Annotated in this window: 19 protein-coding genes and 1 pseudogene; 14 read left to right on the top strand and 6 right to left on the bottom strand. The window is 72.2% G+C overall.

The genetic code is table 11. From position 1 onward, the window contains the following. Positions 1–99: 99 nt before the first annotated feature. From ABZ826_RS19135 to ABZ826_RS19170, 8 genes are all read left to right on the top strand, one after another. Complete coding sequence (locus ABZ826_RS19135; RefSeq protein WP_093896879.1) at positions 100–294, top strand: hypothetical protein; 195 nt, start codon at positions 100–102, stop codon at positions 292–294. A gap of 120 nt (positions 295–414) precedes the next feature. After that, entirely contained in the window at positions 415–1,314 is a 900-nt protein-coding gene (gene mshB / locus ABZ826_RS19140; protein WP_361449175.1) for an N-acetyl-1-D-myo-inositol-2-amino-2-deoxy-alpha-D-glucopyranoside deacetylase, read from the top strand. Then, positions 1,311–1,757: a DUF6113 family protein gene (locus ABZ826_RS19145; protein ID WP_361449178.1), complete on the top strand. Its 447-nt coding sequence runs from the start codon at positions 1,311–1,313 to the stop codon at positions 1,755–1,757. The genes mshB and ABZ826_RS19145 overlap by 4 nt, the downstream gene beginning before the upstream one ends. Before the next feature lie 430 nt (positions 1,758–2,187). After that, complete coding sequence (locus ABZ826_RS19150) at positions 2,188–3,948, top strand: hypothetical protein (RefSeq protein ID WP_361449181.1); 1,761 nt, start codon at positions 2,188–2,190, stop codon at positions 3,946–3,948. Between the two features lie 240 nt (positions 3,949–4,188). Beyond that, complete coding sequence (locus ABZ826_RS19155) at positions 4,189–5,127, top strand: ABC transporter ATP-binding protein (protein ID WP_361449184.1); 939 nt, start codon at positions 4,189–4,191, stop codon at positions 5,125–5,127. Next, on the top strand, positions 5,121–5,876 hold the full coding sequence (locus tag ABZ826_RS19160) for an ABC transporter permease (RefSeq protein WP_361449187.1): 756 nt from the start codon (positions 5,121–5,123) through the stop codon (positions 5,874–5,876). The genes ABZ826_RS19155 and ABZ826_RS19160 overlap by 7 nt, the downstream gene beginning before the upstream one ends. Further along, positions 5,873–7,069 (top strand): sensor histidine kinase, encoded by a 1,197-nt coding sequence (locus tag ABZ826_RS19165; RefSeq protein ID WP_361449190.1) that lies wholly within the window; start codon positions 5,873–5,875, stop codon positions 7,067–7,069. Before ABZ826_RS19160 ends, ABZ826_RS19165 begins: the two co-directional genes overlap by 4 nt. Then, the gene (locus tag ABZ826_RS19170; protein WP_361449192.1) at positions 7,066–7,677 is read left to right on the top strand and encodes a response regulator transcription factor; all 612 of its coding nucleotides are present in this window, start codon (positions 7,066–7,068) and stop codon (positions 7,675–7,677) included. The genes ABZ826_RS19165 and ABZ826_RS19170 overlap by 4 nt, the downstream gene beginning before the upstream one ends. Positions 7,678–7,783: 106 nt before the next feature. Here ABZ826_RS19170 and ABZ826_RS19175 read toward each other — a convergent pair whose 3' ends face one another. After that, the gene (locus tag ABZ826_RS19175; RefSeq protein ID WP_361449194.1) at positions 7,784–8,509 is read right to left on the bottom strand and encodes a class F sortase; all 726 of its coding nucleotides are present in this window, start codon (positions 8,507–8,509) and stop codon (positions 7,784–7,786) included. Positions 8,510–8,787: 278 nt separating this feature from the next. Between ABZ826_RS19175 and ABZ826_RS19180 the strand changes: the two genes are divergently transcribed. After that, on the top strand, positions 8,788–10,038 hold the full coding sequence (locus tag ABZ826_RS19180; protein WP_361449197.1) for a hypothetical protein: 1,251 nt from the start codon (positions 8,788–8,790) through the stop codon (positions 10,036–10,038). Between the two features lie 36 nt (positions 10,039–10,074). Here ABZ826_RS19180 and ABZ826_RS19185 read toward each other — a convergent pair. Continuing rightward, positions 10,075–10,346 (bottom strand): annotated as a pseudogene (locus tag ABZ826_RS19185) (DapH/DapD/GlmU-related protein); the annotation flags it as partial. Positions 10,347–10,498: 152 nt separating this feature from the next. Between ABZ826_RS19185 and ABZ826_RS19190 the strand changes: the two are divergent. Beyond that, the gene (locus tag ABZ826_RS19190) at positions 10,499–12,583 is read left to right on the top strand and encodes a translation factor GTPase family protein (RefSeq protein ID WP_361449200.1); all 2,085 of its coding nucleotides are present in this window, start codon (positions 10,499–10,501) and stop codon (positions 12,581–12,583) included. Positions 12,584–12,821: 238 nt separating this feature from the next. Beyond that, complete coding sequence (locus tag ABZ826_RS19195) at positions 12,822–15,149, top strand: ATP-binding domain-containing protein (RefSeq protein ID WP_361449203.1); 2,328 nt, start codon at positions 12,822–12,824, stop codon at positions 15,147–15,149. Positions 15,150–15,305: 156 nt separating this feature from the next. Here the strand turns inward: ABZ826_RS19195 and ABZ826_RS19200 are convergent, their stop codons facing one another. Both ABZ826_RS19200 and ABZ826_RS19205 read right to left on the bottom strand, forming a co-directional pair. Continuing rightward, entirely contained in the window at positions 15,306–16,136 is an 831-nt protein-coding gene (locus ABZ826_RS19200; protein ID WP_361449206.1) for a transglutaminase-like domain-containing protein, read from the bottom strand. Positions 16,137–16,152: 16 nt separating this feature from the next. After that, complete coding sequence (locus ABZ826_RS19205) at positions 16,153–17,154, bottom strand: GNAT family N-acetyltransferase (protein ID WP_361449209.1); 1,002 nt, start codon at positions 17,152–17,154, stop codon at positions 16,153–16,155. 117 nt (positions 17,155–17,271) lie between these two features. Here ABZ826_RS19205 and fdxA point away from each other — a divergent pair, with 117 nt between their 5' ends. Continuing rightward, entirely contained in the window at positions 17,272–17,592 is a 321-nt protein-coding gene (gene fdxA, locus ABZ826_RS19210; protein ID WP_018956287.1) for a ferredoxin, read from the top strand. Positions 17,593–17,706: 114 nt separating this feature from the next. Next, complete coding sequence (gene dapC, locus ABZ826_RS19215) at positions 17,707–18,801, top strand: succinyldiaminopimelate transaminase (protein ID WP_361449213.1); 1,095 nt, start codon at positions 17,707–17,709, stop codon at positions 18,799–18,801. A 79-nt stretch (positions 18,802–18,880) separates the two neighbouring features. On the opposite strand, the gene ABZ826_RS19220 is transcribed toward dapC, so the two are convergent. Together ABZ826_RS19220 and ABZ826_RS19225 are read right to left on the bottom strand one after the other, a co-directional pair. Further along, complete coding sequence (locus tag ABZ826_RS19220; RefSeq protein WP_361449217.1) at positions 18,881–19,279, bottom strand: ATP-binding protein; 399 nt, start codon at positions 19,277–19,279, stop codon at positions 18,881–18,883. Positions 19,280–19,562: 283 nt separating this feature from the next. After that, on the bottom strand, positions 19,563–20,501 hold the full coding sequence (locus ABZ826_RS19225; protein WP_361449220.1) for a hypothetical protein: 939 nt from the start codon (positions 20,499–20,501) through the stop codon (positions 19,563–19,565). Positions 20,502–20,596: 95 nt separating this feature from the next. Between ABZ826_RS19225 and dapE the strand changes: the two genes are divergently transcribed. Beyond that, positions 20,597–21,676: a succinyl-diaminopimelate desuccinylase gene (gene dapE, locus ABZ826_RS19230; protein ID WP_361449223.1), complete on the top strand. Its 1,080-nt coding sequence runs from the start codon at positions 20,597–20,599 to the stop codon at positions 21,674–21,676. The last annotated feature ends 44 nt before the right edge of the window (positions 21,677–21,720 follow it).

The following is a 21,720-nucleotide window of genomic DNA, read 5'->3' on the forward strand; positions in this document are numbered from 1 at the left end:
GTGCGACGGATAGTTATGATCCGTAGCGCTCGGTGGGTATGAACCTGCTGGCTCCATGTGTGCTGCCCGTCCCGACCGTACTGATGGAGGTGAACCGCCGTGGCACTCTCGATTTCGGCGGTGGTGCTGCTGGCGATCGTCGTCTTCCTGCTGATCCGGAAATCCGGACTGAAGGGTGGACATGCGGTGGTCTGCGCACTGCTCGGTTTCTATCTCGCCAGCTCGTCCATTGCCCCCAGCATCTCGAACCTGACCACGAATGTGGCGGGCATGATCGGAAGCCTCAAGTTCTGAGCCCCGACTCGTCGGCGGCCGGTGCGCGGGGGCGGCCGGCCGGGGCCCGGTCGGCGGATCGGGACCTGCGGCGCGACGCCCGGCACGGCCCCGGGGCGTTCGGCTCGTAGGCTGGTCCCCATGACGGACCATCCAGCCCGGCGTCTGCTCCTGGTGCACGCGCACCCCGACGACGAGTCGATCAACAACGGCGCCACCATGGCCAGGTACGCGGCCGAGGGCGCCCAGGTCACCCTGGTCACCTGCACGCTCGGCGAGGAGGGCGAGGTCATCCCGCCCGGACTCGCCCATCTCGCCGCGGACCGGGACGACACCCTGGGCCCCCACCGCCGGGATGAACTCGCCGCGGCGATGAAGGAGCTCGGGGTCGCCGACCACCGGCTCCTCGGCGGCCCCGGCCGCTTCCGCGACTCCGGAATGATGGGCGCCGAGCAGAACCACCGCCCCGGCGCCTTCTGGAACGCGGACGTGGACGACGCCGCCGGGTACCTCGTGGAGGTGATCCGCTCGGTGCGCCCGCAGGTCCTCGTCACCTACGACCCCGACGGCGGCTACGGACACCCCGACCACATCCAGGCCCACCGCGTCGCGATGCGCGCCGCCGAGCTCGCCGCCGACCCCGCGTACCGCCCCGGACCGGACGCCCCGCACACCGTCGCCAAGATCTACTGGAACCGGGTGCCGCGCTCGGTCGTCGAAGAGGGCTTCGCGCGTCTGCGGGACACGGCGCCGGACGCCTTCCCGGGGATCGCCGCCATCGACGACGTACCGGGTGTGGTCGACGACGCGAGGATCACCGCGCGGATCGACGGCACGGCCCATGCCGCGGCCAAGAGCGCGGCGATGCGGGCCCATGTCACCCAGATCGCCGTGGACGGCCCCTTCTTCGCCCTCTCCAACGACCTCGGCCAGCCCGTCCTCACCACGGAGTACTACGAGTTGGTGCGCGGCACCTCCGGAGCCCCGCGAGGGGCGCGCGAGGACGACCTGTTCGCCGGCGTGGCGGGAGCGGAGCGATGAGCGACGGCAAGCAGCGCGCACCGCGCTCCGGCGCGCCCTCCGGGGGCGTTCCCGCGACCGGCCTGGCCGCCCCCCTCAACCCCGGGCGGATCGCCGCCTACGTGGGCCTGGCCGTCCTCGGCGCGCTCGTCGGGATCGCCGGGGCGCTCGTCCAAGCCGCCTGGTTCCCCGCCGGACTGCTGCTGGCGCTGCTCGCTTGCGCCGGGCTGTTCTACGGCGGGCGCCGCGTCTTCGACACCCAGCTCGGTGCCCTGACACCCGCGGCGGGCTGGCTGATTTCGGTCGTTGTGCTGCTCGGCGGACGGCCGGAGGGCGACTATGTCTTCGGCGATGAACTGGGTCTTACCCTCTTCATGCTCGGCGGGATGGCCGTCGCTGTGATCTGTGCCACCATGTCGCGGTCGCCCCGTCCGGCCGCCGACAGCGGCCGACCTGGCAAGTAATGTGCCACGTCCGATCCCGTAATGCCCCTTGTCCGTTCGTCGGTCATGCGATCGTTTCCCCCGGTCGCGGGGTGTCTGTCGGCGGCGGCCAGTATGGTGGTTCGCGCGCCGAGCCGTCCCCTGGCCTGCGGCATGGGGGAAGTACGGGCGGCGGAGCCAATCGGGAGAACCTGCTTTGAGTCGTGAAACTGACAGTTCGTCCTCCGGGCCCCAGGGGCGCGGAGGAGCCGCGTACCCCTCGGGGACGCCGCCGTACGGATCCCGCCAGTATCCGTCGCTGCACCCTTCGCAGGACGCCCCGGAGGGGGCCCCGGAGCCTGCGGACCCGCCTCAGTTCGAAGAGCCGAGGACCGAGACGACGCTGACGACGCGTATCCGGATCAACATCCCGGGCTCGCGTCCCATCCCGCCCGTGGTCATGCGTACGCCCATGAGCGACGCCGACACCGCCGACGTCGAACGCACGGGCACCATCCCGCGCCCCGGCCCGCCCGCGCCGAACGGCACGTCGGACGCCTCCGACGCCGCGCCGGGCGCCGCGGCCGGTCCGGCGACCGCGGAACCGGCCGCCGAGAAGCCGGCCAGGGAGAAGAGCGGCAGCGACTGGTTCGCCCCGCGCAAGGCCCCCATGAACACCTCGGTCATCGCCACCGGCGGCGCGCCGGGTGGCGCCGACGGCCCCAAGGGCGCCGCGCCCGCCCCGCCCCGCCCCGACCTGCCGTACTTCTCGGACGGTCCGCAGCGCACGGGCGACCAGGACACGCCCGGCTCCGGCGGCAGCGCCCTCGACGAGTTCGGCGCGGGCGCCTCGCGCCCCACGCCGAACCTCGGAGTGCGTACCCCCGGCCCCTCGGGACCCACCACGGGCCCGGTCACCGGCACTTCGTCCCTGACCCCGAACCTCGACGGACCGGGCGCACCGGGCTCCGGCGGCCCGGGTGGCACGCCCCCGCGGATGCCCGACGACACGGCGGTGCTGACGCCCCAGTTCGCGGCCCCGGCCGCCCCCGGGCCCGGCGGCAACGTCTCCGGTGACACGCTCACCAGCGGCATCCCCGTCGTTCCGCCGGAGCACCGCTCCCCGTCCCCGTTCGGAGGCCCCGGCGGCGGACGCCCCGATCTGACGCCCCGTATCGCGGATGACGCGATGGGCACCGGACCGGCGGGCCCCGGCGGTCCGGCCGCCCCGTCACCGGCCCCCGCCGCGGCGCGCCCCGCCCCGGCGCCCGTGCCCGCGAAGAAGAAGGGCCGCTCCAAGCTGGTCCTCCTGTGCGCGGGCATCGTCGGCCTGCTTGGTGTCGCGTACGGTGCCGGGCTGCTGATGAACCACTCCGACGTGCCCAAGGGCACCACCGTTCTCGGCGTCGACATCGGCGGCGGCACGAAGGACGACGGCGTCGCGAAGCTGGACGCCGCTCTCGGCAAGCGCGCCGTGGCACCCCTCCAGCTGTCGGTGGACGGCAAGAACACCGAGCTCGCGCCGGACAAGGCCGGGCTCGGCCTGGACAGCCAGGAGACCGTGCGGTCCGCCGCGGGCAGCGACTACAACCCGGTCTCCGTCATCGGGTCCCTCTTCGGCGGCAAGCGCGTCGTCGACCCGGTGATCCCGGTCGACGAGGAGAAGCTCGGTGTCGCGCTGGCGGATCTGGCGGGTGTCTCCGGCTCGGCCAACGACGGCACGATCAAGTTCGAGCCGGGCAAGGCCGTCGCCGTACCCGGCAAGTCGGGCAAGACGCTGGACGTCAACCGCTCGATGATCTCGGTGCGCGACGCGTACCGGGCCCAGGTGCAGACCGGCAAGGTGGCCACCGTCCAACTGCCCGTCACCATCCGTGAGCCCACGATCAACCAGGCGGAACTGGACCGGGCGATGAGGGAGTTCGCGAAGCCCGCGATGTCCGGTCTGGTCACGATCAAGGCCGGCCCCAAGCAGATCCAGTTCGGCCCGGCCAAGTCGCTGCCGCAGATCCTCACGATGGTGCCGGTCAAGGGCCGGCTGGTCGAGCACTACGACAAGAACGCCATCGACACCCTGTGCGACGGCGTCTTCAACGGCATCATGATCACCAAGGGCGACGGCAAGCAGCACCAGCTCAACGCCGACGACGTGGCGGCGGCCATGCAGACCGCGCTGCGCGGAAAGACCCCCGTCGAGCGGACGGCCACGATCGCCCTGAACGGCAACGGATAACCGCCCCACAGCGGCGAACAGCATCCCACCCGCCCCGCCCCCGCCCGGATCTCCGGCCGGGGGCGGGGCCTTGTGCGTGTGCGGATCCCTGTGCGTGCGCGGCGGCTGCGTTCCGATGACGGGGCCGCGTTCACGCGCGGGCCCGGCCACGGGGTCATGCGCTCGGCATGACATCTGTCATCCCGATTCCACGATTCGCGACCCTGCCGGGCGTACCCCTCCCTCCGCCACGCTGGACGCATGACAACGACAGCAACCGAGGCCACCGGGGCGAAGACCGCCGCGGTCCGCTTCGACCGGGTCAGCAAGGCGTACGGAGCGGTACGCGCCGTCGACGGGCTCACCCTCGACCTCCGTCCCGGCGAGACCGTGGCGCTGCTCGGCCCCAACGGCGCCGGGAAGTCCTCCACCCTGGATCTGCTGCTCGGACTGCGCACCGCCGACTCCGGCTCGGTCCGGGTCTTCGGCACCACCCCGCAGAACGCCATCGCCGCGGGCCGTGTCGGCGCGATGCTGCAGACCGGCGGCCTGATGGAGGACGTCAAGGTCGAGGAACTGGTCCGTCTCGCCTGCGATCTGCACCCCAAGCCCCACCCGGTGGGCGAGGTGCTGTCCCGTGCCGGCATCGCGCAGATCGCCGACCGCATGGTCAACAAGCTCTCCGGCGGCCAGGAGCAGCGCGTACGGTTCGCGCTCGCCACCGCCGGGGCCAACGACCTGATCGTCCTCGACGAGCCGACCACCGGCATGGACGTCACCGCGCGCCAGGCGTTCTGGGCCACGATGCGCGAGCAGGCCGAGCAGGGCCGCACCGTCCTGTTCGCCACCCACTACCTCGAAGAGGCCGACGCGATCGCCGACCGTGTCCTCGTCCTCCACAAGGGCCGGCTGCTGGCCGACGGCACCGCCGCCGAGATCAAGGCGAAGGCCGGGGCCCGCCGGATCACCTTCGAGCTGGACGGTCCGGTCGATGAAGCGGCCCTGCGCGGGCTGCCGTTCCTCGCCGCGCTCGACATCACCGGCAACCGGGTCCGTATCCAGTCGCACGATGCCGACGCGACCGTCCACGCGGTCTACGGGCTCGGCCTCTACCCGCGCGCACTCGAAGTCGCGGGACTCGGCCTGGAGCAGGCCTTCGTAGCCATCACCGAGGCCGAGGAGGCCAGGACCGCATGCTGAACTACCTTTCGTGGACCCTCATCAGGCTCGAAGTGACCCGCACCCTGCGGAACAAGAAGTTCATGTTCTTCTCGGTCATCTACCCCTCGGTGATCTATCTGCTGATCTCCGGCACCCAGAACACCAGCGACAGGATCCCGCACACCGATCTCACCTTCCAGGCGTTCTTCATGGTCTCGATGGCCTCCTTCGGCGCGCTGACCGCCGTCCTCATGGGCAACAGCGAACGCATCGCCAAGGAGCGCGAGAAGGGCTGGGTCCGTCAGCTCCGGCTCACCGCACTGCCCGGCCGGGGCTACGTCCTGGCGAAGATCGCCAGCGCGGCGATGGTCACCCTGCCCTGCATCGTGGTCGTCTTCCTGGTCGCCGCCGCCGTCAAGCACGTCCGGGTGGAGACCTGGCAGTGGTTCGCGCTGGCCGGGGTCATCTGGGCCGGTTCACTGGTCTTCGCCGCGCTCGGGGTCGCCATCGGCTACATCGCCAGCGGTGACGCGGTCCGCCCGATCACGATGATCATCTACTTCGGTCTCTCCATCCTCGGCGGCCTGTGGATGCCGAGCGACACCTTCCCGCAGTGGCTCCAGAACATCTCCGAATGGCTTCCCACGCACGCGTACGCTTCTCTCGGCCAGGCGATCGAGATGGGCGGATCGCCGCACGCCAAGGACGTCGCCATCCTCTGTGTCTACTTCCTGATCTTCGCGGGCGGGGCGGCCTGGCTCTACCGGAAGGACACCCTGAAGGCGTGAACGACGACGAGACGTCCGTGGGCGTCGGGCGCCCGCCGACGGGCCGCCGACAGGTCGGGATCAAGCTGCTCTGGATCGGTGTCTGGCTCGCGTTCATGAGCGCTCCCGTCAAGGACCTCATCGACGGCAATCACCCCGCGTGGGCGACGGCGCTCGGCACCTTCGGTCTGGTGGTGTTCGTCGGGGCGTATCTCGTGCTGGTCCTCCGCCAGACGGCGAAGGCCCTGGACCGGCGCCTCGTCCATTCCACGATCGCCTTCCTGGGCGCCCTCGCCGCCGTCCTCTCGCTGACTCTCGGCACCGCGTGGCTGGTCCTCTTCGTGTACGTCTCGGTCTCCGTCGGCGCCACCATGCCGTTGCGGACCGCCCGTTGGCTGATCCCCGCCGTCACCGCCGTCCTGGTCGCGATCGGTCTGACCGGCAACCACTCCCGGGAGATCATCACCGCCCTGGTCTTCCCCGCGCTGCTCGGCGGGTTCGCGATGACCGGCGTACGGCAGCTGATCCGTACGACGGTCCAGCTGCGTGAGGCCCGCGCGACCGTCGCCCAGCTCGCCGCCAACGAGGAGCGGCTCAGGCTCGCCCGCGATCTGCACGACCTGCTCGGCCACTCGCTCTCGCTCATCACGCTCAAGAGCGAGCTGGCCGGGCGGATGCTCCCCGACCACCCGGAGCAGGCGGCGGCCCAGGTCGCGGACATCGAACAGGTCAGCCGTCAGGCCCTGGTCGACGTACGCGGCGCCGTCACCGGCTACCGCCGGCCGACCCTCCCCGGCGAGCTGGCCGGAGCCCGTACCGCCCTCGCCGCTGCGGGCATCGCCGCGGACATACCGGCCGAGGCCCCCGACGGCCTCCCCGAGAAGCCGGAGGAGGTGCTCGCCTGGGCGCTGCGGGAAGCCGTCACCAATGTCGTACGTCACAGCGAGGCCCGGCACTGCACGGTCACCCTCGCCCCGCGTCAGACCCTCGACGGCAGGGTCCTCGAACTCACCGTCACGGACGACGGCGTCGGAGCCGCGGGGACGAAGCCGGGCAACGGCCTCACCGGCATCACCGAACGCCTCGCCACGGTCGACGGCACGCTGACCACCCGGTCCGGCGGCATTGGTGCCGGTTCCGCTTCCGGATCCGGTAAAGGCTTCACCCTGACCTTGAGTGTTCCGCTCGATTCCGGCCTAGGATCCGCGGAATGAGCATGATCAGACTCCTCCTCGCCGAGGACCAGTCCATGGTGCGCGAGGCCCTCGCGGCACTCCTCGGCCTGGAACCCGACATCGAGGTGGTGGCCCAGGTCGCCCGCGGGGACGAGGTGCTGGCCGCGGCACACGAGCACCGCGTCGACGTGGCGCTCCTGGACATCGAGATGCCGGGGATGACGGGCATCGACGCGGCGGCCGCCCTGCGGCGCGAACTCCCCGCCGTGAAGGTCGTCGTCGTCACGACCTTCGGCCGCCCCGGCTATCTGCGCCGGGCCATGGAGTCGGGCGCGGACGCCTTCCTGGTGAAGGACGCCCCCGCCGCACAACTGGCGGCAGCGGTACGGAAGGTGCTCGCCGGGGAGCGGGTCATCGATCCCACCCTCGCGGCGGCGGCGCTGGCCGACGGGGCGAGCCCGCTCACCGACCGCGAACGCGATGTGCTGCGCACGGCGGCGGACGGCTCCACCAACGTGGAGATCGCGGCAGCGCTCCACCTCTCCCAGGGCACGGTCCGCAACTACCTCTCGATGGCGATCCAGAAACTGGCGGCCCGCAACCGCGCGGAGGCGGTCCGGATCGCCCGCGAGAAGGGCTGGTTGTAGGGCGTCGGCCAGGGGTTCTGTGGTGCGACGCGCTTCCGAGCACACGTGCCGGTGCACGCCTGCGCCCGCCCCGGCGAGGCGTCAGTCCGCGGTCGGCCGCCGGTCGTCAGCCGTTCTGCGGGGTGTCGAGGTGGGCGAAGGCCACCACGTTGTCCTCGTAGTCCTTGACCGTCTTGTTGTACGGGCCGCCGCAGGTGATCAGACGCAGCTGGGCGGACGGGGTGTCGGTGTAGACGCGCTTGTCCGGGAACTTCGCCTTGCTGAACGTCTCGACGGTGTCGACCTTGAACGTGGCGATCGAGCCGTCGGCGCGGGTGATATTGACCGCGGCACCCGGCTTGAGGAACTGAAGCTGCAGGAACACGGCCGGGCCCGTCATCGTGTCGACGTGGCCCGCCACGATCGAGGCGCCGCGCTCGCCGGGGGTGACGCCGCCCTTGAACCAGCCCACCAGGTTGGGGTCGGTGGCGGGCGGCGGGTTCAGCCGGCCGTCGGCGCCGACGGCCAGGTCGGTGAAGGGCGCGTTGACGCCGATGGACGGAATCTGCAGCCGCGTGGGGGCCGAGCGCGCCATCGCCGGGCCGACGGGTGACTCCGACGGGGTGACGGGAGGGGGTGCGGCATGGGAGCCCAGGATCTCGGGCGCGGGCATGGCGGGCGCGACGGCGGCGGGCGGGGCCGGCGGCTTGTCGTCGACCGAGGTGTTCAAGGAGTTGTAGATGAGGAGCATGCCGAGCCCGGCTGTCACGGCGGGCCACATCAAGGCGCGGCCTAGTGTGGTTCCGGGGGCAGTCCGGGTGGGGGTGGAACCGGGCGACTGCGGGGCGGCCATGGGAACGTGCCTTTCACTTGCGCGGTGCTGGAGGAGGGGTGTGCCGGGGCTCGGCCGGTGTCGACCGGCGGGGAAACGAAGGCGCCGCGGCCGCCGCCCGGGGGACGACGGCCGCGGCAATGTGACGACCGGCTGAGGTCTGGAGCCGGTCAGGCGATCGCGCCACCCGACGACTGACGGCGGCGCAGCTTGTACGCGCCGACGCCGACGCCACCGAGCAGCAGCGCCGAGCCGGCGGCCAGGCTGCTACCGGTCATCGCCATCCCGCCGCCACCGGCGTGGACGCCGCCACGGGGCTTGCCCTCGCCACGGCCGTGGTCGCCACCGCGGCCGCCTTCGTCGCCGCCGCGGCCGCCGCCGTAGTCGCCGCCGCGGCCACCTTCGTCGCCGCCGCGGCCGCCTTCGTCGCCGCCGCGGCCACCTTCGTCGTCACCGCGGCCGCCCTCGTCACCGCGGCCGCCGTCGTCGCTGGTGGTGACCCGGGCCATGAAGCCGCCGCCGGCGTGGACGCCGCCACGGGGCCTGCCCTCGTCACGACCGCGGTCGCCGCCGCGCCCGCCCTCGTCACGGCCACGGTCGCCGCCGCGGCCGCCTTCGTCGCCGCCGCGGCCGCCTTCGTCGCCGCCGCGGCCGCCTTCGTCGCCGCCGCGACCACCTTCGTCGCCACCGCGGCCGCCCTCGCCGCCGCGGCCGCCCTCGTCGCTGGTGGTGACCCGGGCCATGAAGCCGCCGCCGGCGTGGACGCCGCCACGGGGCTTGCCCTCGCCACGGCCGTGGTCGCCGCCGCGGCCGCCTTCGTCGCCGCCGCGACCACCCTCGTCACGGCCGCCGCGGTCGCCGCCGCGGCCACCCTCGTCGCCGCCGCGGCCACCGCGGTCGCCACCGCGGCCACCCTCGTCGCCACCGTGGTCACCGGCGACGATGCCGGCCATGAAGCCGCCGCCGGCGTGGACGCCACCGCGGGGCCTGCCCTCGTCGCGTCCGCGGTCGCCGCCGCGGCCACCTTCGTCGCGACCGCCGCGGTCTCCGCCGCGGTCGCCGTAGTCGTCGTCCCGGCCCCCGCGGTCTCCGCCGCGGTCGCCGTAGTCGTCCCGTCCCTGGTCATCGCCGCGCGAGGACGTGGTGCCGTTAGTGGGCCCCGAGTCCGCCGCCGTGACCACGGCGTAGGCGGAGGGGCCGGTGATGGCGAGGACCGCTGTGACAGCGGCCGAAGCGAACAGTGTGCGGGCAGAGCGCATCTGAACACATTCCTTCCGCCGCGACTGCGAAGAGTGACTGGGTGTCGACTCAATGTGGAGCAGTGGCGACGTGATCCACCGTCAGCCGAAATGCGGTTCCGCGCCATCGGGGCGCGCCGCATTGGAGCTAAGCCCTGGGCCCTTCGGGTGGCGAAGCGCCGATTATCACCCGTTGGACTGCACGCGGTGCCGCGCGAGGTTTGGGCGGCGCCCTTCCACCCGTTTGCCAGCATGGCGGCACCGCCGTCCGGCCGTCCTCCCGGTCGGCGGTGGTCCCTCGGGTTGACGTGAACGCCGCCTGGAACAACGGGAGTTCGGATGGTTTTCTCAGTGCGTGCGGTGACGGGCAAAGGTGCGACGTCCGATGGGGTGCTCTCGGGAATCACCCCTCGAATTCGCGTGGCGGTGCTTGTGGACCGGCGACGCGCCGAAGGCCGGGATGCTTGCATCGGCCGGCAGGTCCTGGGTGACGACCGCACCCGCGCCGACCACGGTGTTCTCACCGATCGTCACGCCGGGGCAGACGATGACCCCGCCGCCGAGCCGGACGTTGTCACCGATGTGATGGGCCGCGCCGCCTCCCACTTCGCCCGGCGGGGCGGCGGTGAAGCCGCCGGTAAATCGGTTGTCGTGCGGGGCGGCGCCTGCTGTACTCCCCGCACCAGTCGATCGACCGAGGAGAAGATCATGCGCGGAACTCTCATGTTCATTCAGACGGAAATCGCCACCGCTCTCGAATCCATGGAGTTTCGTGCACACGCTGAATCTGGGAATTCTGGCGCATGTCGACGCCGGTAAGACGAGCCTGACCGAGCGGCTGCTCCACACCGCCGGTGTCATCGACGAGATCGGCAGCGTCGACGACGGGAACACTCAGACCGATTCCCTGGCCCTGGAACGGCAACGCGGCATCACGATCAAATCCGCAGTTGTCTCGTTCGCCATCGACGACATCACCATCAATCTGATCGACACACCCGGCCACCCGGATTTCATTGCCGAGGTGGAACGGGTGCTGAACGTGCTCGACGGTGCCGTGCTGGTCGTCTCCGCGGTGGAGGGCGTCCAGGCGCAGACCCGTGTTCTGATGCGGACGCTGCGCCGCCTGCGCATTCCGACGCTCGTTTTCGTCAACAAGGTCGATCGCGGTGGCGCGCGGGAGGAGTCCGTTCTGCGCGGCATTTCCGAGAAGCTGACCCCGGCCGTCGTCGCCATGGGGTCGGTCGACGGGGCCGGTCGCAGGGCCGCCCGCTGTACGCCGTACACCGCCGCCGACGCGGACTTCACGGACCGGCTGACCGAACTGCTCACCGATCACGACGACGCGCTGCTGGCCGCCTACGTCGAGAGCGCGGCCGCCCTTCCGTACGGCAGGCTGCGCGAGGCACTGTCCGTGCAGACCGGGCGGGCGCTGGTGCATCCGGTGTTCTTCGGCTCGGCGATCACCGGGGCCGGAGTGGACGCCCTGATCGGCGGGATCAAGGAGCTGCTGCCGGTGAGCGAGGGCGAGGCGGACGGGCCGGTCTCGGGCACCGTCTTCAAGGTGGAGCGGGGGCCGGGCGGCGAGAAGATCGCGTACGTCCGGATGTTCTCGGGCACGGTACGCGTCCGCGACCGGCTGCCGTTCGGCCGGAGCGAAGGAAAGTGCGGCGACGGACGGGGCGAAGGAAACGGGACGGGTGAGGGAAAGCGGGGCGAGGGGAAACGGGGCGACGGGCGCGGCGCGGGGAAAGTGACCGGGATCAGCGTCTTCGACCGCGGTGCGGCGGTGCGCGAGCCCGCGGTCGGCGCGGGCCGGATCGCGAAGCTCCGGGGTCTCGGTGAGATCCGGATCGGCGATACGGTCGGCGAACCGGGGACGCGCGCGCCGGATCGCTGGTTCGCCCCGCCGACGCTGGAATCGGTCGTGGTCCCTCGTCCTCCGGCGAGCAGGGGTGAGCTGCATTTCGCGCTCGCACAACTCGCCGAGCAGGATCCATTGATCAATCTGCGTCAGGACGACATCCGGAAAGAGGTGTCCGTCTCGCTCTACGGCGAGGTGCAGAAGGAAGTCATCCAGGCGACGCTGGCCGATGAATTCGGAATCGACGTCACCTTCCGCGAGACCACGACCATTTGTCTGGAGCGGCCGAACGGCAGTGGTGCGGCGTACGAGGTCGGCGACCAGGACCCCAATCCCTTTCTGGCGACCATCGGCCTTCGCGTCGACCCCGGCCCGATCGGAAGCGGTATCGCGTACCGGCTGGAGGTGGAGCTGGGATCGATGCCGTTCTCCCTGATGAGGGCGGTGGAGGAGACCGTCGGCGTGACCCTGCGCCAGGGAATCCACGGCTGGCAGGTCACCGATTGCGTCGTCACCATGACGCATTCCGGCTATTGGCCAAGGCAGAGCCATTCCCACGCCGCCTTCGACAAGAGCATGTCGAGCACCGCCGGGGACTTCCGCAATCTGACCCCGCTGGTCCTCATGAGCGCGCTGGAGCGGGCCGGCACCACGGTGTACGAGCCGATGCACCGCTTCCGCCTGGAATTCCCCGCCGACCTGCTCGGCCCGCTCCTGCCCGTACTCGCACAGCTGCGGGCCGTCCCCGGAACGCCGGCCGTGCACGGTGCGGGATGTGTGCTGGAGGGAGAGATTCCCGCGGCCCGGGTCCATGAACTGCAACAGCAGCTTCCGGCCCTGACGCGTGGCGAAGGGGTCCTGGAATCCGACTTCGACTGCTACCGGGCCGTCGTCGGTACGGTCCCGGACCGGCCGCGCACCGACCGCGATCCGCTCAACCGCAAGGAGTACCTGCTGCACACGGTACGCAGGATCGCCGCCCGAGGGGATTGACACCGGCCCGGACCCGCCCGGCACGGTCCGCTTCCCGTGCCGGGCCGTTCCGGCGCCTTCCCGCCCCCGCCGGACCGGTCCGGGCGCCCTCCCGCCCGTGCCCGTACCTGCCCGGACCTGCACGGCTCCCGTTTCGCCCCGTTGTAAGGCACCCTGGGCTGCCGCCCACCACCGCCCGCAGGGGGTCAGTACACCGTTGTCCAGAGTTGAGATCACACACGAGCAGGACCATCTCGACATGCTTCACGCCCGTGTGGAGGCGCTGCGCGCGTACGCCGGGCAGCAGCTGACCGGTGTGCTGCGGGAGACCGGCGGGACCCGGCAGGGGCGGCTGGAGCGGGAGGCCGCCGCCGCCCGGTACGCCGGACAGGTCGCGCGGTACGACGCGGCCGAGAACGGGCTCTGCTTCGGGCGGCTCGACCTGCGCGACGGGGAGCGTTACTACATCGGCCGTATCGGACTGCCCGCGGAGTCCGCCGACGAGGATCCGCTGCTGCTCGACTGGCGGGCCCCGGCGGCCCGCGCCTTCTACGTCGCCACGCCCGCGGCCCCGCACGGGGTGCGCAGGCGCCGCCACCTCACCACCCGTGGCCGGCGGGTCGTCCGGCTCGACGACGAGGTGCTCGACCGGGACGGAGTGCCGGACAGCGAACTGACCGGCGAGGCGGCCCTGCTGGCCTCCCTCGACGCCGGGCGCACCGGCCGCATGCACGACATCGTCGCCACCCTCCAGGCCGAGCAGGACGCGATCATCCGCTCCGACCACCGCGGGGTCCTCGTCGTCCAGGGCGGGCCCGGCACCGGCAAGACCGCCGTCGCCCTGCACCGGGCCGCGTATCTGCTCTACACCCACCAGCAGCTGGCCTCCCGCGGTGTGCTGGTCGTCGGCCCCAACCCCACCTTCATCGGATACATCGGACAGGTCCTGCCGGGCCTCGGTGAGAACAGCGTGCTGCTGTCCACCGTCGGCGAGCTGTACCCGGGGATCCGGGCCGACCGCGCCGAGGAGCCGCAGACCGCCGAGCTCAAGGGCCGTACGGAGATGGCGGCCGTGATCGCGGCGGCGGTACTCGACCGTCAGGTGCCGGCGGGCGTGACGCTCGAAGTCGAGTTCGACGGCGATGTCGTCCGGCTCGATCACGAGGAGTGCGTACGCGCCGCCGACGCCGCCCGCGCGACCCGGCTGCCGCACAACCTCGCCGCGCCCGTCTTCCGGCGCGAGATGGTGACCGCGCTCGCCCGGCGCTCCGTGGCGGCCACCCGCGCGCTCGCCGACCGGCTGGAGGCGGACATCGCCGAGGTGCTCGCGGAGGCCGGTCTCGACCGTGCCGTCCGCGACGACCTGGAGGCCCTGCCGGGGCTCCTCGACGACGACTCGGCCGCCGCTCGGGAACGCACCGAGGCCCAGGACATCGCGGACGCCCGGCGACTGCTCACCACTGACGCCGACGTACGGGCCGCGCTGGACGCCCTGTGGCCGCCGCTCACCCCGCAGCAACTCCTCACCGAGCTGTACGGACAGCCCGCGCGCCTCGCTTCGGCCGCGGCCGGACTCACCGACGAGGAAAGAGGGCTGCTGTTCCGTACGCCGGACGTCGGCGGCTGGAGCGCCGCCGACGTACCCCTCCTCGACGAGGCCGCCGAACTGCTCGGCCAGGACAACCGGGCGGCCGAGGCTGTCGCCGCGCACGAGCGCGCCGAGGGCGTCGCGTACGCACAGGGCGTCCTGGACCTCGCGGCGGCCGACGGGGCGGACGAGGAGGACGGCGGCCTGGCCGGACTGGTCGACGCGCAGACCCTCGCCGAGCGCCATGAGGAGCGCACCACCCGTACGGTCGCCGAGCGGGCCTTCGCCGACCGGAGCTGGGTCTTCGGGCACATCATCGTCGACGAGGCGCAGGAGCTCTCCCAGATGGCCTGGCGGCTGCTGATGCGGCGCTGCCCGACCCGTTCCATGACCCTGGTGGGCGATGTCGCCCAGACCGGTGACGAGGCCGGGGCATCCTCATGGGCGTCCGCGCTCGCCCCGCACGTCGGCGACCGGTGGCGGCAGGCGTCGCTCACCGTCAACTACCGCACCCCCGCCGAGATCATGGCGTCCACCACCGATGTGCTCGCCGCGCTCGGCCCCGGTCTCGAACCGCCGCGCTCGGTACGGGAGACGGGTGTCGCCCCTTGGCGGCTGCACACCCGCGACACCGCCCGCACCCTCGCCGACCTGGCCGCGAAGGAGGCGGCGGCGCTGGACGAGGGCAGGCTCGCCGTGATCGTCCCCGACGCGCGGCGCGACGAACTGGGGGCCGCGGTGGCGCGGGCCGTGCCGGGAGCGGCGTACGGGGAGGAGCCCGACCTGGAGAACCGGGTCGTGGTCCTCGGCGTGCGGCAGACCAAGGGGCTGGAGTTCGACGCGGTGCTGCTGGCCGACCCCGCGGCCGTCCTCGGCCGTTCGACACGGGGCCTGAACGACCTGTACGTGGCACTGACGCGGGCGACACAGCGACTCGGCATCATCCACGAGGGACCGGCCCCCGGAGTACTGGCGGCGGCGGTGACGGAACTGCGCTGAGACGGGGGCCGGGGGCCGGGGCGCGGTGGGCCGGGGCGGCCGATCCGGCGACGGCCCGCCGCGCTGCCCTTGCGACGACGCTTCCGCAGCTCGTCCCGCCGGCCCCGGCGACGCCCCCGCCGCCGGGGCCGACGGCCGCCCTGCCGCCCGCGCCCGTCAGTTCAGCAACGCCCGTGCCGCCCGTGCCCGCTGCCGGATCGCTTCCGCCGTCTCGGGTTCGACCCCCTCGACCACATCCGCGTACTCCTCCATCTCCGCGGCCCCGCGCCCGAACTGCCCGCTCTGCACGAGCAGCTGAGCCCGCTCGTAGCGCAGCCGGGCCGGATGCGAGGGCAGCAGCAGCGAGAGGTCCACCGCCCACAGCGCGACATCCGTCCGCTCCGGACGGGCCGCCGCCCACGCCCTGATGTTGTTCAGGATCCGCAGCACGATCTCCAGCGGCCGCGCGGGCACCAGCATCGACTCGTCGAGCGGTTCCCCGATCGCCCCCGCCACCAGCAGCTCCGCGTCCTGCCCGGTCATCGGCCGGCCGCCGTCGAAGGGGTCGGCCAGCACCCGCTCGGCCGGATCGCCGAACCCGACGACGAAATGACCGGGCAGCGCCACCCCGTACACCGGAGCGCCCGCCCGCCGCGCCACCTCGATCCACACCACGGACAGCAGGATCGGCAGCCCGCGCCGCCGCCGCAGCACCTCGTGGAGCAGTGACGAACCGAGCCGGTGGTAGTCCGCCGACGAGCCCGCGAAGCCGCACCGCTCGCCGAGCAGTTCGGCCAGGGCCGAGGCCCAGGCCCGGCCGCCCCGCACCCCGTACGGAAGCCGGCCCGCCAGCTCGTCCAGTTCGATCTGCGCCGCGTCGATCCCGTCCGCGTCCAGCGCGGGGTCGGCCACCGCGGCCAGCAGCAGGCAGAGCAGCGCGAGGTCCGGCCGCTCGGCGCGCGCCTCCTCGGCGAACCGGCTGCGCGGATCCTCCCTCTCGGGGTTCATGGGATGCCTGCCTCCGTCACGCCCGCCGGAAGTGGTGATACCGATGATGGACCGCGAACCCCATGCCCTCGTAGAGCGCCCGCGCCCCCTCGTTGTCCGTCTCCACCTGCAGCCACGCCGCCGACGCGCCCTCGTCCAGGGCCTTGCGGGCGAGCGCGGTCATCACGGCGGTGGCGAGCCCCCGGCGCCGCTGCGCGGGATCGACCTCGACGGCCATGAAACCGGCCCACCGCCCGTCCACCACGCACCGTCCGATCGCTGCGGGCGCCGCATCCCCGGCGCCACCGGGCACGACGGCGAACCACACCGAAGGGCCGCCGCGCAGCACCTCCAGGACGTGCGGTCCCGGTGTCTCGAAGCGCTGATACCGGGAGAGCCACGCCTCGTCGAGGTCCCGGCTCAGCCGTACCCCCGACACATCGGCGTCCAGATCGGCGATCGGAGCCAGGGCGGCGATGCGGACCTCCGCTGTCACCTCGCGCCGCCACCCGCGCTCCTCAAGCTCCGCGCAGAGCCGTTCCTGGGTGCCCTCGGCGCCGGTCGCGGTCTGGACGTACGCGGGCAGACCGCGCTCCTCGTACCACCCCCGGACGCGCCCGAGTGCCTCGTCGAGCGGTATACCCGGATCGCCGAGCGGGAGGACGGAGTTGGCGCGCCGGGTGAACCCCTGTGCGGCGCGCAGCCGCCAGTCGCCCAGCGGCTCGCTCTCCACCGGTGGCCAGGCGCGGGCACAGACCCGCGCGAGCTCGTCGAAGGAGGCCGCGGGGCCGCGCCGCCGGGCCGGCGCGGCGGGCACGACCTTGCCCGCCACCAGCGTCGATTCCGTGATACGGACGGAGTCACCGCTCTTCGTTGTGATCGACAGCACACCAGCGTCCCATGATGTGAGAACACCAACCGTGTCGGTGAACTTCGCTCCCCGCGGACCACGCTCGGTCACGCGCCGGACTGATACACGTTTGCCCACGTCAGCCGGGGTAATTCGGACTTCGAGTTGTCCGCCGATGGTGAATTCCACAGCTCTCTCCGCCCCTCCTGTTCGGTTCGTGCCCGGGAACGGAGATACTAGGGGCGGGCATCGACGACGCCGCGCTCCCGCGCGAGAGCCAACGCCCTACCGAGGAGGAACGACAGCGTGACCTACGTCATCGCGCAGCCTTGTGTCGACGTGAAGGACAAGGCCTGCATCGAAGAGTGCCCCGTCGACTGCATCTACGAGGGCCAGCGGTCCTTGTACATCCACCCGGACGAATGCGTCGACTGTGGAGCCTGTGAACCGGTGTGCCCGGTCGAGGCGATCTTCTACGAGGACGACACCCCGGAGGAGTGGAAGGACTACTACAAGGCGAACGTCGAGTTCTTCGACGACCTCGGGTCGCCCGGTGGTGCCTCCAAGCTGGGCCTGATCGAACGCGACCACGCGTTCATCGCCGCGCTGCCGCCGCAGAACCAGTAGTCAGCGGCAGACGCGTGCGCAGCCCCGGTCCCGTACGGCTCGTCACCGTGCGGGACCGAGGCATTTCCACGGCCGAGCGGCCCGAGCAATCCCCGTACGAGAAAGCAGAGATCCGTGTCCGCAGTCTCCTCCCGTCTCCCGGTCTTCCCCTGGGACAAGCTCGCGCCCTACAAGTCGACGGCCGCCGCCCACCCGGACGGCATCGTGGACCTCTCCGTCGGCACGCCCGTCGACCCGGTGCCCGAGCTGATCCAGCGGGCGCTCGTCGCCGCGGCGGACAGCCCCGGCTATCCGACGGTGTGGGGGACCGCCGAACTGCGTGACGCGATCACGGGCTGGGTGGAGCGGCGGCTCGGTGCGGTCTCCGTGGCGCACGAGAACGTCCTGCCGGTCGTCGGCTCCAAGGAACTGGTGGCCTGGCTGCCGACCCAGCTCGGTCTCGGCGCGGGCGACAAGGTGGCGTATCCCCGCCTGGCCTACCCGACGTACGAGGTGGGCGCCCGGATCTGCGGCGCCGAGCCCGTGGTCTACGACGACCCGACCGAGCTCGACCCGGCCGGCCTGAAGCTGCTCTGGCTCAACTCGCCGTCCAACCCGACCGGCCGCGTCCTGGCCAAGGACGAGCTGACCCGGATCGTCGCCTGGGCGCGAGAGCACGGCGTGCTGGTCTTCAGCGACGAGTGCTACCTGGAGCTGGGCTGGGAGGCCGAACCCGTCTCCGTGCTGCACCCCGACGTCTGCGGCGGCACGTACGAGGGCGTCGTCGCCGTCCACTCGCTCTCCAAGCGCTCCAACCTGGCCGGGTACCGCGCGGCCTTCGTCGCGGGCGACGCGGCCGTGCTCGGCGAGCTGCTGCTGATCCGCAAGCACGGCGGAATGATGACGCCGGCCCCGGTCCAGGCGGCGACGGTCGTGGCGCTCGCCGACGACGAGCACGTCGCCGAGCAGCGGACCCGGTACGCGGAGCGGCGCGCGGCCCTGCGCACGGCGCTGGAGGCCCACGGCTTCCGCATCGAGCACAGCGAGGCGAGCCTCTACCTGTGGGCGACCCGCGACGAGCCGTGCTGGGAGACCGTGGCGTACCTCGCGGAACTCGGCATTCTGGTGGCGCCCGGCGACTTCTACGGGCCGGCCGGTGACCGCTTCGTACGCGTGGCGTTCACCGCGACGGACGAGCGGGTGGCCGCCGCGGTCAAGCGGCTGGCCTGACCGCCCGGCGATCGCACGCGCGGGGCCCCGGGAGTGCGCACTCCCGGGGCCCCGCGCGTGTGGTGCCGACGGACCGGGGTCAGCCGACCGGCAGGCCCTTCATGGGCAGACCGCCCTGGGGCGCGGCGCCGGTGGCGCCGCCGAGGACCTCGCCCGCGCTGCCCGCCGCACCTCCGGCAGCTTTCTGGACGGCGGGGGCGGCCTGGGTACCGGCCTTGCCGACGGTCTTGCCCGCGGCCGGGAGGGTCGTACCGACGATCTTGCCGCCGGTCTCGCCCGCCGCCTTGGTGCCCTGCTGGGACGCGCCGTCGACCGTCTTGCCGAGGCCGGCGCCGTCGACGGTGGTCAGACCACTGAGCTCCGGGGTCTGCGGGAGCGCCGCGGCACCTGCGGATCCGGCCGCACCGACCACGGGGGCCGCACCCGCGGCGATCAGCAGCGCGGCACGGGCGATCCGGCGGGTCAGGGGGAGGGACATGATGCTCCTTCGACGGGATGAGGAATCGGTCAGTCCGTTGACCGGACGCCATGACAACCGTCGAAAGGGCGGGGGAGGTTGCGGTGGGACGAGGTAAAGAGTCGGCAATGCGTCACATAATCCGCAACGGATGAATCCGGGCACACGCCGCATTCCCGAACGGTCCGATGAACCGTCACTTCCCTTTTTTCCCAAGCGAATTCGGGAATGGAGGAGTATCGGTGAGGGTGCCGGGCGACGGGCCGTCCCGCAGTGGCCGGATGACGCCTGAGGGGGATCGCCCCTACGGGTGTGCGAGTCGTATGCGGACCTCGGTGGCGCCCGATTCCGCACGGTCCGTCCGCCAGCCCGACCCGGCCTGCCACACCCGGCCCGCGTACGCGACCTCGTCCAGGCGGAGCGGCTCGGACTGTGCGACCGCCCAGTGCGCGAGCTCCCAGCCGCGTCGCTCCGGGTCCTCGGTCCGGGAGGCACGGGACGCTCGCACCGGCACCGAGACCGTGCTCGCCGCCGCCGTACCGGCCGCGCCCTTCCCGTCCTTCGTCGACGGCGCCTTCGCGGGCAGCACGTCCTTGCCGAACGCGCGTACCAGCTCCGCCCGCACCTTCGCCGCATCGGCCGTCGCGGCCGTGGCCCGCGGCGGCGCGCAGCTCAGCGCGGCGGGGGTACGGCCGGTCAGCGCCGCCGCCAGCAAGGCCGCGTCCGGCTCGTGCTTCGCGTACGCCTGCGGGTAGCCGCTGCGCTGGACCCGCTGCGCGGCGACCGTCAGCGGCAGCCGCGAATAGCCGGGGACCTCGGCCAGATGCCGGTAGAACTCCCCCGAGGAGTAGACCGGGTCGAGGATCTGTTTCCCGGTGCCCCAGCCCTGCGAGGGGCGCTGCTGGAACAGTCCCAGCGAATCCCGGTCGCCGTGCTCGATGTTGCGCAGCCCGGACTCCTGCAACGCGGTCGCCAGCGCGATCGTCACCGCGCGTTCCGGCATCCCGCGCGAGGTGCCGACCGCGGAGATCGTCGCGGCGTTCGAGGCCTGCTCCGGGCTCATCCGGTAGGTGCGGCCCTTGCCGGCCGAACCGTCGGCGGACTCCACGGTGCACCCTTCGATGACCTTGCTGCCGGATATGTACTGCACGGTCAGATAGCCGCCGAGGGCGGCGAGCACGACAAAAGCGGCCGCGATACGAGAGAGGCGGCTGCGGCGGGTGGGGGAGACGGTCCGGGGCACGGAGTCACCGTACTGGAGTGCTCCGCCGGGGCCGAGGGCCCAGCCCCTCCTGCCCGTTCCCGCCGGTCCGTTCCCCTTCCATTAGGGTCGGGTTCATGCCCGAAAGCGCGCTTGACCTCACCCTGGACGGCCCGGTGCTGACCGCCCGGCTCGTCGACTTCCCCTCGGTCAGCGGTCAGGAGAAGGAGCTCGCCGACGCGATCGAATCAGCGCTGAGCACCCTGCCGCATCTGACCGTCGACCGGCACGGAAACAACGTCGTGGCCCGGACGAACCTGGGCCGGGCCGAGCGGGTCGTGCTCGCCGGGCACATCGACACCGTGCCGATCGCCGACAACGTCCCCTCGCGGCTCGACGACGACGGCGTGCTGTGGGGCTGCGGCACCTCCGACATGAAGTCGGGCGTCGCCGTCCAGCTGAGGATCGCCGCGACCGTGCCCGAGCCCAACCGCGACCTCACCTTCGTCTTCTACGACAACGAAGAGGTCGCCGCGCACCTCAACGGGCTCGGCCACATCGCCGACGCCCACCCCGACTGGCTGGCGGGCGACTTCGCGGTCCTTCTGGAGGGCTCCGACGCCGAGGTCGAGGGCGGCTGCCAGGGCACCCTGCGGGTCTTCCTGCGCATGGAGGGGGAGCGGGCCCACTCCGCGCGCGGCTGGATGGGCTCCAACGCCATCCACGCCGCCGCTCCGGTCCTGGCCCGGCTCGCCGCGTACGAACCGCGCCGCCCGGTCATCGACGGGCTGGAGTATCACGAGGGCCTGAACGCGGTCCGGATCGAGGGCGGCGTCGCCAACAACGTCATCCCCGATGCCTGCACCGTCGTCGTGAACTTCCGGTACGCCCCCGACCGCACCGCCGAGGAGGCGCTGGCCCACGTCCATGAGGTCTTCGCGGACTGCGGCGTCGTCGAATTCACCGTCGACGACCACTCGGGAGCGGCCATGCCCGGCCTCTCCCACCCGGCGGCCAAGGCGTTCATGGCGGCGGTCGGCGGCACCGCCCGGCCGAAGTTCGGCTGGACCGACGTCTCCCGTTTCGGCTCTCTCGGCGTCCCCGCGGTGAACTACGGCCCCGGCGACCCGCTCTTCGCGCACAAGCGCGACGAGCACGTGGTGGTCGAGCGGATCACCCACTGCGAGGAGCGGCTCCGCTCCTGGCTCACCAGCTGACCCACGGTATTCCCCTGTCCGTAACCTCCATGGATCTACCCTGG

Source organism: Streptomyces sp. NPDC047515 (genome assembly GCF_040643055.1).
Lineage (GTDB): Bacteria > Actinomycetota > Actinomycetes > Streptomycetales > Streptomycetaceae > Streptomyces.